This window comes from Pseudoalteromonas sp. Isolate3 (assembly GCF_022398505.1).
GTDB classification, from domain to species: Bacteria; Pseudomonadota; Gammaproteobacteria; order Enterobacterales; family Alteromonadaceae; genus Pseudoalteromonas; species Pseudoalteromonas apostichopi.
The window spans coordinates 1-11947 of record NZ_JAKEVN010000007.1 but is presented as its reverse complement, the minus strand read 5'-3'; the positions used below and the strand labels follow the sequence as shown (position 1 = coordinate 11947).

Below are 11947 nucleotides of genomic sequence, written 5' to 3'. Positions count from 1 at the left end.
GGAAATTAAACAGCTTTATCGAGTTGTATACTAGATTCCAACCAAATAAAAATAATTAAACTAAGAGAACAATTATGGAAGCAACGGTTGAGTGTGACAACAACACAAAACAAAGCATCTGGCTGCCAATGGTATTGGCCGGCTCAATGTTTTTTATCTTAGGGTGTATAACGTGGCTTAATGGTGCAATCACACCATTTTTGCAGCAAATGCTTGAGCTTTCGCCGTTACAAGCTTCGTTTATCATCTCTTCTTTTTATATTGCAGTAACAGTTGCCGGCATCCCATCGGCCATGCTGATCAAGCGCGTTGGCTATAAGAATGGTATGGCGATTGGCTGTGCGATTATGGCTTTATCGGCGCTGATGTATATTCCAGCTGCGAAACTGCAGATGATCGAGATTTTCTTGTTCGCGCAGCTAATGATTGGTGTTGGGCAAACCGTGCTTCAAACCGCAGTTAACCCATATGTGGTTAAAATGGGCTCTGAGAAATCAGCCGCCGTGCGTGTTTGTATTATGGGCTTATTAAACAAATTTGCAGGCGTGATCGTGCCGGTGATTTTTGCTGCAGTGGTAGTAAGCGGTGTTGTAGATGGCGCAGGTAAACTATCGCAAGAACAAAAAGATATTATGGCTAATAGCCTTATCATGCCCTATGTATTGATTGCAGCTTTAATCATGTTATTTGCCGTATTTGCTAAATTTGCTCCATTACCTGATTTAGTTTTTGATGAAGACAAAACATCAAACGGTAAAGGTGAAATTAAAGAAACGCTTGCACACCCACACTTGGTTTTAGGTGTTGTTGGTATTGCACTATACGTTGCTGTTGAAGTTATTGCGGCAGACACAATTGGCTCTTACGCATTACAAATTGGCGTTGCCGACTACTCAGTCATGACCTCTTATACTATGGCGTGTATGTTGATTGGTTACGCAATTGGTATTTTGACTATCCCGCGCTTTATGAGCCAACAAACAGCGTTATTAATGTCGGGTATTGCTGGTATTATTACCGTGTTGCTAGTGGTACTTGGCAGCAATGATTCATTCATTATTTCAAACTTATTATTAGTGCCATTTGGTGGCCCTGAGTTACCGGACCCTCTTTTGTGCATTGCGTTATTAGGCTTTGCTAATGCAATGGTTTGGCCTGCTATTTGGCCACTGGCTTTAGCTGGTTTAGGTCGCTTAACAGGCACTGCATCAGGCTTACTTATTATGGGTATTGCCGGTGGTGCACTCGGCCCATTGTTAATTGGTTTAGGCAATGTTGCTGGCCTTGGCGCACAAGGTGCATATATTGTCATGATTCCAAGCTATGTATTCATTTTATTCTATGCCTTAAAAGGCCATAAGATGAGAAGCTGGTAGTAAATTAGCAAACTAATTATAAAGTTATGCAAAGCCGCGGTACGCCCATCACCGCGGCTTTTTTGATCGTAAACTAAAGCTATCAGATGAAAAAGTTACCGAGATATGAGTTGTAGGAGGCGTTTTAACGCCGAAAAAAGGAGATATTAGATATCAGTCGTCAGAAGTCAGATTAGATTGTGCCTGCGCATAGTTAAAGTGAAATGCTCACGCCGTAGGCGTGAAATTTATTTCGCGCGCTGAGCATAAGAGCTATCAGCTTTCAGCCGTCAGCTATCAGATAGAAAAAGTTAGCGAGTTAGAAAGAGTAAAGGGGAGAGGTACGATCTTCGAGGGCCGAGATGCGAGTTGTAGGAGGCGTTATAACGCTGAAAAATTGAAGGGGTAGGTACTCTCAACCTAAAACCAACGCTATGCTGTTAGCACCTAGCACCTAGCACCTAGCACCTAGCACCTAGCACCGTAGGCGTGAAATTTATTTCGCGCGATGATCTATTTAAAACGTGTCATGTAAGCAGAACGACTACATATTTCATTTACTACGCGATATAAAATCGCTGCTACAATTTTGAAAACTCGCAACTCGCAACTCGCAACTCGCAACTCGCAACTCGCAACTCACTAACTCTCACCCGCAAAAAAGCCGTGGGATTTTCATCACACGGCTTTTTAAATTTCGCTAAAACGTTTTATTAAAACGAGTAGCTGTAACCCAGTTGTAGGCTACGTGGTTTGCCAGGTTGAATACCACCGTTTGCACGGTTTGCAACGTAGGTTTTGTCAAACAGGTTGTCTATTGTTAAGTACACTTTTTGTTTGTCGTCGATTAGGTATTTAGCAGCTAAATCCCACACAACGCGGCTGTCGATTGCATTGCGACCTGAGTCTGTTAAGTCTGCGTGTGCATCAGACACGTAACGCATTTGTGTATCGAATACAAAGCTTGAGAATTCAGCACCTACAGAAAACGCTAATTGGTTTTCAGGTACGTATGGCATTGCATCGCCTTTTTCTACGCTACCCCAAAGATCTGATTCAAATGCATTATCGAACTCAGAATCAGTGTAAGTGTATGTTAAGCGAACTGGGAATGAAGCTGCGTTTGTAGCAAACACTTTACCTGCGCTTAGCTCAAAACCAGACACCGATACTTCACCGTAGTTGTATTGATCGCCAATGTTGTCATCGCTACAACCAACAGACGCAGTACAGTTACCGTGCATGTTTGTGTAGTCAGAGTTAAAGTAAATTACTTCACCTTGAATGCCAGCGTAATCGTAACGACCACCTAGCTCAATGTTGACACTCTCTTCTTCTTCTTGGTTTGCATTACCAGGGGCTGCTGGTGCGTAACCTTTTTGAATACCAGCAAGCAGCGTTAGGTTGTCGCTTACTGTGTATGTTGCACCTAGAGATGGCACTAAGATCTCAGTGTCGTTGCTGATGTCTTTTGTTAAACCATTTTCACGGTTTGGATCAGACTTTGCCCATTCAACACGTTTGATTGTGATGTCTTCGTAGCGAAGACCAGCGCTAATTACTAATGCATCAAGTGACCACTCATCTTGAATGAAAAGGGTAGTCGCTTCGGCGCTATCTAAACGGTTACTGTTTGAACCTGGAACGCCTTTTTCTGTTAGCGTCATTGATAAGTCTTGGTTAAGCGTGTATTTGTCTTCCCACTGGAAACGATCCATTTCATCTTCATGGTAACGTGCTCCAACAGTAAAGTAGTGGTTACCTGCAGGAATATGGAATTCAGTTTGTAAGCCTTTTGCTTGGTAATCACGGTTATTTGCTTTTACGCCAACACCCTCAATACCTTCGCTCGTTGGGTTTGCTTCAAATTCACTGTATTGCTCAAGGTAACTTGTGCTTACTTTACTTGCTTTATACCAGTTACGGTGGAAGTCGTTTAAGTAAGCTGTAGCAAGTAGCTCGTAACCTTTACCAAAACGGTATGCATAGTTAATTTGGTATGCATTGTGTTGTGTGTTCATTTCGTCGTTTTGCGATGCAGCATAACGACGATAAGGGGTTGCTTGGTAATCAGCGTCAGTTAAACCCATGTAAGTTTCGTCAGAACGCTCGTCTGAGTACTTTAATTTCATTTCTAGGCTGTGTGCTTCGTTGTCACCAAAGTCAAAACCAAACTTTAATAAGAAATCGTTCTTTTCAAAGCCTGTGTTGTCGCTGCCAACTGGTAAGTCTTTAAAGCCATCTGCGCCGTAAGTAAATACTTCTACAAGGCCAGCAGCGTTGTTTTTCTTTTTACCGAAGTAAGCATGACCTTTGTAGAAACCATCGCTACCAAGTTCAGCGTTAAGTAAACCTTTAGAGCCTTCTGTTGGTAAGCTACGCGAAACTAAGTTTAAAACACCACCGGTTGTACGCGGACCATACTTAACAGAAGCAGCACCTTTTAGTACTTCGATAGACTCCATACGACCCATAGTAGGGAAGTAGTAAGCAGAAGGAGCAGAGTAAGGTGCAGGTGCTACAAGTACACCATCTTCCATTACAGAGATTTTGTCGTTACGGCCTGTGCCTGTACCACGCATACCGATATTAGGACGAAGACCATAGCCGTCTTCTTCTTGTACATATACACCAGGTACAGCACTTAAAACACGAGAGATATCAGTGTATTCAAACTTTTCTAGTTCTTGCTCGTCTATGAATGTAGCAGAACCTGGAATATCGTTAATTGCTGATGCAGAGCCAATTACAGTGATCTGCTCAAAGTTTTTCTCTTCTTTAGTTACATCTTTTGCAAAAGCATTCGCGCTTAAAGATAAAGCGACCGCAGTCGAAAGCGTAGAAACAATAAACTTAGGTGTCATTGTGTGTCCTGTGTATTTAGATTTTTTTAACGGGCGCAATTAAAACATGTAATATAATGCGAATCAATCCTATTTGTAATAAAAGTGCTGTTATCTGTAAGTTGTTGTATTTACTTGTTTAAATAAATTACAGTAGTATTGTAATACCATTCCGGTTCGGTGATGTGTTAAGTAAAACTTAACAAGTTAGCGAGTTAGAAAGGGGAAAGAGCAAAGAAGCTTTAAGCTAGATTGTGCCTGCACATAGTTAAATTGAAATGCTCGCCTGTAGGCGTGAAGTTTATTTCGCGCGATATTTCTTAAACAACGGGTAATTCGTAGGTCGGGCTTTAGCCCGTCAATGTTAGTGATTATGTGTCGCCATAAATGACGATCTACAATATTTTTTTGCACAAAGAGAAGAGAATGAGACACGCCAAAAGAGAGTTTTGTTTTCCTCTAAAGCGTAGCGTCTCTTGCCCTCTTTGTGATTTTTACTTTCTCTATGAAGCGCGAAGCGCCTCGGTGTACTCTGTGGTTCAATATTTTTTGCACAAAGAGAAGACAATGAGAAGTGAATGAGACACGCCAAAAGAGAGTTTTGTTTTCTTCTAAAGCTCAGCGTCTCTTGTCCTCTTTGTGAATATTCATTTTATTATGCGATATGAAATCGCTGCTACAATTTTGCTAACTTGCTAACTTGCTAACTTGCTAACTTGCTAACTTGCTAACTTGCTAACTTACTCACACCTATGTCAAACGCAGGGCGATGAACTCAGCAAGTTTATCGACGGCGGTTCCTGGGTCTTCAGTGCGTTTAATTAAACTAATACCTATTTGCCCAAGTTCAGGTAGGTCTTTGGTTTGTAATTGGTAATTCAGCTCATTAGGTACGGTGCTTTTTGCGAGCACAGTAATGCCTAAGCCTTCTTTTAACGCGGCAGTCAGGCCGGTTAAGTCAGCATTACTGTAGGCAATACGGTATTTTATACCGGCACTTTGTAGTGCTTCTATTGCTCTGCGGCGATAAATACATCCCTCAGGAGCGGTGACTAGCGTTACCACATCGTTTTGTGCAAGGTTTAAATCGCCTACCCATACTAATTGGTCTTGCATAAAAATAGGGAACTTGGCTGACTCTAGCTCTTCGTTTAATGCCAGTACTAAATCGAATTGATCTTGGCGCGAGACCGACAACAAATGTTTACTCAAGCGAGAGCGAACTTCTAGTGATACATCCGGGTAGAGGGCAACGAAGTCACCAATGATTGAAGGTAGAATACGTGCGGCAAATTCACTTGGGATCCCCAAGCGCACTTTACCTGTGACATTTTCGCTGGTGAACTGCTGCAAAATAGCATCGTTTTGTTGCAGCATTTGTTTAGCTAATGGCATAAGCAATTCGCCATATTGATTAAGTACTTGGCGCTGACCTTGTTTTTTAAATAGCTTATGGCCAAGCATGTCTTCTAGGCGCTTAATTTGTAAGCTCACAGCAGGTTGCGATAGCCCCAATAATTCACCAGCTTTGGCAAACCCGCCAACTTCAACAACGGTTACTAAAGTACGTAAGCTATCGGTAGAAATGTTCTTCATTAAAAAATTCTATTTATAGGGCTATATATATAAGCATTATTTATCAATTGATAAATAATTACAATTTGTTGTTGCCAGCACGGCGCAATATACTTCAAGCATTAACGATTGATAGGTGTCACATATGACTTTTACGCCAATAATGTTTGCTCGCCACAGCCAAGCTGAGACTCCAGCAGATAATGTGCTACGAGCTAATAGCGATATTGCCATTATGGATTTTAGTGGCACTGAAGCAATCCCATTTTTAACGGCTATTTTAGGTCTTGATATTAATAAGCTAACTGCTAGCGGTTTAGGCTTACGTAGTTCATTAGACGATGACCTAACAAGCAGCTACGCTTATGCCCTGTACTACTTTAACGAAACTGCATTTCGTTTTGTGCTAGGTAAAGATGCTAGCGTGCAATTACAGTCGCTTATTAATGAGCAACAACTACGTTACGACATTGATTATGTAATGCGTGACGATTTAAGCGCGCTAACCCTAAGTGGTGAGCAGGCGTTTGATGCCTTGGTCGACAGCTTTAAGCTAACACCGGGGCTGCGTTTATCAGACATGCGCAGTTGTTATGGTGCACAAAGCGGTGAGGTATTTATTACTGCGATAGATAACCAAGCAACACAGCAATTTCAGCTGGTGGCGCGCCAAGCAGAGCTTGATAAATGGCAAACGCACTTACAGCAGCTCGGTTTTGATTTAGCCTTAGCCAACGTTGCTTAAAACATAAAATATTTAAAACAGCTACGCACTTGGGGGTTTAGCTGTTTTTTAGTTACAAAATCGCAATTTGGGTGTGACAACTGTGCAACTAATGTATAATCGCCGCCCATGTTATTCCCCCTCATTAAATTGAGGCCACGCCCCACACTAGTGGGTTAATTTAAAAGTGAAGGAATATTATGACTTCTAAAACAGTTTTACATGCTAAGCACCTAGAAGCTGGCGCAAAAATGGTTGATTTCCACGGCTGGGAAATGCCAATCAACTACGGCTCACAAATCGAAGAGCATAATGCGGTTCGCACAGATGCAGGTATGTTTGACGTATCTCACATGACAATTGTCGATATTCAAGGCGAGCAAGCACAAGCGTTCTTACGTAAGCTAGTTGCAAACGACGTTGCTAAGTTAACAGTACCGGGTAAAGCACTTTACACAGGTATGCTTAACGAAGAAGGCGGCGTAATCGACGACCTTATCATCTACTTCTTCTCAGAAACGAACTACCGTTTAGTTGTTAACTCAGCAACTCGTGAAAAAGATTTAGCGCATTTAGCTAAAGTTTCAGCTGATTTCGCCGTAACGGTAACTGAGCGTCCTGAGTTTGCAATGATTGCTGTTCAAGGCCCAAATGCACGTGCCAAAACAGCAACAGTACTTACTACAGAGCAACAAGCTGCTGTTGAAGGTATGAAGCCTTTCTTTGGTGTGCAAGCAGGTGATTTATTTATTGCGACAACAGGCTATACTGGCGAAGATGGTTATGAAATCGTAGTGCCTAACGATCAAGCTGCTGATTTATGGCAACAACTTCTAGACGCAGGCGTAGCGCCAGCAGGTCTAGGTGCTCGTGATACATTACGTCTTGAAGCAGGTATGAACCTTTACGGTCTAGATATGGACGAAAGCGTTTCTCCACTTGCTGCAAACATGGCGTGGACAATCGCATGGGAGCCAGAAGATCGTAAGTTTATTGGTCGTGAAGTATTAGAACAGCAACGCGCTGACAAGAGCACAGACAAACTAGTTGGTTTAGTGCTTGAAGAAAAAGGCGTATTGCGTAGCGGTTTAAAAGTCATCGTTGAAGGTGGTGAAGGGGTGATTACCTCTGGTACATTCTCACCAACCCTTGGTCACAGTGTTGCGCTAGCACGCGTTCCGCGTTCAACTGGCGAAACAGCCCAAGTAGAGATGCGTAAAAAACTGGTTAACGTTAAGGTTGTTAAACCTTGCTTTGTACGTAACGGCAAATCAGTTATCTAAACTATAAAAAATTTGGTGTTATCACCCAATATAAACCAAAGGAACAAAAAGATGAGCAATATCCCAAGCGAATTAAAATATGCTACTTCACACGAGTGGGTTCGCGACGAAGGTGACGGTACGTTTACTGTAGGTATCACTGAGCACGCACAAGAACTTCTTGGCGACATGGTATTCGTTGAATTACCAGAAGTTGGTGATGAAGTTGACGCGGGTGAAGACTGCGCAGTAGCTGAGTCTGTAAAAGCAGCATCAGACATCTACGCACCAATTGGCGGTGAAATCGTTGCAATCAACGAAGAGCTTGAAGATTCGCCTGAAACAGTAAATAACGACCCGTACACTGACGGTTGGTTATTCCGTATCAAAGCATCTGACACATCAGAGCTTGATAACCTGTTAGACGCTGAAGGCTACGCTAACACAATCGACGAAGACTAATTAATTAGTCACGCCGACTAAAAGCCCCGTCTAGATCCCCAGCTAATTAAATGCGTAGCTTGGGTTTCACTGGGGCTTTTATGATTTTATAGCTTACTTTTCCATACGCTGTAAGTTACTGAATCAACCTGTTTTTAAGTTATTGCCAGTTACCCATTGGCAGTAACCACTTTTTTTTGGATCATAGGAATCTGGACAAATGTCAAACGCCAAATCTCTTGAACAATTAGAGCAAAAGCAAGATTTTATTCGCCGTCACATTGGGCCAAGCCCAGCGCAAGTAAGCGACATGCTGAGCGCTCTTGGAGTATCGAGTGTTGAAGAGCTGATCGGTCAAACGGTACCTGCAAGCATTCGCTTAGAGCAAGGTTTATCAATTGGCGAAAGCCGCACTGAAGTTGAAACACTAAGCTACTTAAAATCAGTAGCAAGCAAAAATAAAGTGTTCAAATCATACATCGGTCAAGGCTACCACCCAACTCACGTACCACACGTAATTTTACGTAACGTACTTGAGAACCCAGGCTGGTACACTGCGTATACACCATACCAACCAGAGATTGCACAAGGTCGTTTAGAATCATTATTAAACTTTCAGACTATGACCCTAGACCTAACTGGTCTTGATTTAGCAAGCGCGTCATTACTTGACGAGTCAACGGCTGCTGCAGAAGCAATGGGCCTTGCAAAGCGCGTTGCTAAAGCTAAAAAAGCAAACATCTTCTTCATTGCTGATGACGTACACACACAAACTATCGACGTTGTTGCTACACGTGCAGACCAGTTTGGTTTTGAAGTAGTAGTTGGCCCTGCAAGCGAAGCGGCTAACCATGAGATTTTTGGTGCATTATTCCAATACCCATCAACAACCGGTGAAATCACTGACGTAACAGACCTAATTGCACAAGTACAAGACAAAAAAGCGATTGCCTGTGTTGCTGCAGACATCATGAGCTTATTAATGCTTAAAGCACCAGGTAAACTAGGTGCAGACGTAGTACTTGGTTCAGCACAGCGTTTTGGTGTACCTATGGGTTACGGTGGTCCACACGCTGCATTCTTCGCAACACGCGACAAGTACAAGCGTTCACTACCAGGTCGTATTATCGGTGTTTCTAAAGACCGTTTAGGTAACGACGCACTACGTATGGCAATGCAAACACGTGAACAACACATTCGTCGTGAAAAAGCTAACTCGAACATCTGTACAGCGCAAGTATTACTAGCGAACATGGCAGCGTTCTACGCGGTTTACCACGGTCCACAAGGCCTGAAAACGATTGCTGAGCGTATTCACCGTTTTGCAGACATCTTAGCTGCAGGCTTAAAAGCGAAAGGCGTAAACCTTAAGCACGACACATGGTTCGATACACTGACTGTTGTTGCAGATAACAAAGACGAAATCGTTGCACGAGCAGTAGCAAACGGCGTTAACTTTGCGTCTAACCGTGCAGGTGAATACTCAATTTCTGTATCAGAAACAACAACCCGTGCAGACGTAGCTGAGCTATTCGACATCATCTTAGGTGAAGGTCACGGCCTAAGCGTTGACGCACTGGCGAACGAAATCGAAGTAAACGGCAGCAACTCTATTCCTGCAAGCCTAGTACGCGATGACGAAATTTTAACGCACCCTAACTTCAACTCGTACCACAGCGAGACTGAAATGTTGCGTTACATCAAGCGCCTAGAGAACAAAGATTTAGCGCTTAACCACTCAATGATCTCATTAGGTTCATGTACCATGAAACTTAATGCGACAGCTGAGATGATCCCAATCACTTGGCCTGAGTTTGCAAATTTACACCCATTCTGCCCACTTGATCAGGCAGCGGGTTACCAAATCATGATGACTGAGCTACATGATTGGTTAGTAAACATCACAGGTTACGATGCAGTTTCACTACAACCTAACTCAGGTGCACAAGGTGAATATGCAGGCTTAATCGCAATTCGTAAATACCACGAGTCACGCGGTGAAGGTCACCGTAACGTATGTTTGATCCCAAGTTCAGCGCACGGTACAAACCCAGCGTCTGCACAAATGGCAAGCATGAAAATCGTGGTTGTTGACTGTGATAAAAACGGTAACGTTGATATGGCAGACCTTAAAGCGAAAGCCGAAGAGGTATCTGAAAACCTATCTTGTATCATGATCACTTACCCATCTACACACGGTGTTTACGAAGAAACAATTCGTGAAATCTGTGACATCGTGCACCAGCACGGCGGTCAAGTGTACATGGACGGCGCAAACATGAACGCGCAAGTTGGTGTTACAAGCCCAGGTTCAATCGGTTCTGACGTATCGCACCTTAACCTACACAAAACATTCTGTATTCCACACGGTGGTGGTGGTCCAGGTGTTGGCCCTATCGGTGTTAAATCTCACCTAGCGCCATTTATGCCTAACCACAGCGTAATTAATGTTGCTGGCACAAACATCGGTAACGGCGCGGTTTCTGCTGCCCCTTACGGCTCAGCAGCTATTTTACCAATCTCGTGGGCATACATTGCCATGATGGGCTCTGAAGGCTTAAAACAAGCAACAGAAATGGCTATCGTGAACGCTAACTACTTATCTGAGAAGCTAAGCGAGCACTACCCAATTTTATACCGTGGCCGTAACAACCGCGTTGCGCACGAGTGTATTGTTGACCTACGCCCAATCAAAGAGCAAACAGGCGTTACAGAAATGGACGTAGCTAAACGTCTACAAGACTACGGTTTCCATTCACCAACTATGTCATTCCCAGTAGCGGGCACACTAATGATTGAGCCAACTGAGTCTGAGTCTAAAGTTGAGATCGACCGTTTCATCGAAGCAATGGTGTCAATCAAGTCAGAGATCGACCGTATCGCATCTGGCGAATGGTCAATTGAAAACAACCCGCTAGTGTTTGCACCGCACACACAAGCAGACGTACTAGGCAATGAGTGGGACCGTGCATACGACCGTTTCTACGCAGCATTCCCTGTACCAAGCGTAGCAAAAGACAAATTCTGGCCTACAGTAACCCGTATCGATGACGTATACGGCGACCGTAACCTAGTTTGTTCATGCCCAGCGGTTGAGACATACCGTGACTAAGGTTTGATTAAATTCAAATGCCAAAAAGCCGTTGCAGCAATGTAGCGGCTTTTTTGTTGGAGAAAAGCTATCAGCTTTCAGCCGTCAGCTATCAGATTAAGAAATAAGTTAGCGAGTTGCTAGGGGAAAGTTGCGAAGAACGAGTTTCGAGTTGTAGGAGGCGTTTTAACGCCGAACAAAAATGGAGGTATTAGATATCAGTTGTTAGAAGTTAGATTAAAAATACTAGTTAGCGAGTTGCTAGGGGAAAGTTACGAGGAACGAGTTTCGAGTTGTAGGAGGCGTTTTAACGCCGAAAAAAGAGTTATTAGATATCAGTCGTTAGAAGTTAGATTAAAAATACTAGTTAGCGAGTTGCTAGGGGAAAGAGTAAAGGAGCTTTAAGCTATAAGTTTTAAGTCAGATTGTGCTTGCACACAACCAAAGCTAAACCCGATGCCGTAGGCGTGAAATTTATTTCGCGCGAAAAAGTTAGAGTAAAGTCAAAAAGCAAGACCTGAGCCTATTTCTTTAAAATGTTGACGTATACTTATTTTACAAGAGATAATCATATGTAAATAATAGGTTTTTTAAAGTGAATAAAATGGATTTGAAAAAGAAACAGGAATTAGAACGAAGATGTAATGTGTTAATTG

General features: G+C 42.9%; 7 protein-coding genes. 5 read left to right on the top strand and 2 right to left on the bottom strand.

What is annotated here, in order from left to right; all coding sequences use genetic code 11:
• Window positions 1-74 precede the first annotated feature (74 nt).
• A complete protein-coding gene (locus tag L1D46_RS02865; RefSeq protein ID WP_239976757.1) occupies window positions 75-1376 on the top strand; it encodes an MFS transporter in 1302 nt (433 codons plus the stop codon).
• Window positions 1377-2068: 692 nt separating this feature from the next.
• Here the strand turns inward: L1D46_RS02865 and L1D46_RS02860 are convergent.
• Together L1D46_RS02860 and L1D46_RS02855 are read right to left on the bottom strand one after the other, a co-directional pair.
• Window positions 2069-4219 (bottom strand): TonB-dependent receptor, encoded by a 2151-nt coding sequence (locus L1D46_RS02860; RefSeq protein WP_239976756.1) that lies wholly within the window; start codon window positions 4217-4219, stop codon window positions 2069-2071.
• Window positions 4220-4948: 729 nt separating this feature from the next.
• The gene (locus L1D46_RS02855; RefSeq protein ID WP_130050851.1) at window positions 4949-5794 is read right to left on the bottom strand and encodes a LysR family transcriptional regulator; all 846 of its coding nucleotides are present in this window, start codon (window positions 5792-5794) and stop codon (window positions 4949-4951) included.
• A gap of 124 nt (window positions 5795-5918) precedes the next feature.
• On the opposite strand from L1D46_RS02855, the gene L1D46_RS02850 reads away from it, so the two are divergent.
• From L1D46_RS02850 to gcvP, 4 genes are all read left to right on the top strand, one after another.
• Window positions 5919-6518, top strand: a complete 600-nt coding sequence (locus tag L1D46_RS02850) for a hypothetical protein (protein ID WP_130050852.1) — start codon at window positions 5919-5921, stop codon at window positions 6516-6518.
• Window positions 6519-6697: 179 nt separating this feature from the next.
• On the top strand, window positions 6698-7780 hold the full coding sequence (gene gcvT / locus L1D46_RS02845) for a glycine cleavage system aminomethyltransferase GcvT (RefSeq protein WP_130050853.1): 1083 nt from the start codon (window positions 6698-6700) through the stop codon (window positions 7778-7780).
• A gap of 51 nt (window positions 7781-7831) precedes the next feature.
• Window positions 7832-8221, top strand: coding sequence for a glycine cleavage system protein GcvH (gene gcvH, locus L1D46_RS02840; protein ID WP_054551324.1), 390 nt, complete (start codon window positions 7832-7834; stop codon window positions 8219-8221).
• Window positions 8222-8420: 199 nt separating this feature from the next.
• Window positions 8421-11312 (top strand): aminomethyl-transferring glycine dehydrogenase, encoded by a 2892-nt coding sequence (gcvP, locus tag L1D46_RS02835; protein ID WP_178927305.1) that lies wholly within the window; start codon window positions 8421-8423, stop codon window positions 11310-11312.
• Window positions 11313-11947 lie beyond the last annotated feature (635 nt).

What these genes read in the sequence shown, in the direction of transcription:
- L1D46_RS02865 (WP_239976757.1), top strand. Translation starts at nt 75, where the DNA reads ATGGAAGCAACGGTTGAGTGTGACAACAACACAAAACAAAGCATCTGG.
- L1D46_RS02860 (WP_239976756.1), bottom strand. Translation starts at nt 4,219, where the DNA reads ATGACACCTAAGTTTATTGTTTCTACGCTTTCGACTGCGGTCGCTTTA.
- L1D46_RS02855 (WP_130050851.1), bottom strand. Translation starts at nt 5,794, where the DNA reads ATGAAGAACATTTCTACCGATAGCTTACGTACTTTAGTAACCGTTGTT.
- L1D46_RS02850 (WP_130050852.1), top strand. Translation starts at nt 5,919, where the DNA reads ATGACTTTTACGCCAATAATGTTTGCTCGCCACAGCCAAGCTGAGACT.
- gcvT (WP_130050853.1), top strand. Translation starts at nt 6,698, where the DNA reads ATGACTTCTAAAACAGTTTTACATGCTAAGCACCTAGAAGCTGGCGCA.
- gcvH (WP_054551324.1), top strand. Translation starts at nt 7,832, where the DNA reads ATGAGCAATATCCCAAGCGAATTAAAATATGCTACTTCACACGAGTGG.
- gcvP (WP_178927305.1), top strand. Translation starts at nt 8,421, where the DNA reads ATGTCAAACGCCAAATCTCTTGAACAATTAGAGCAAAAGCAAGATTTT.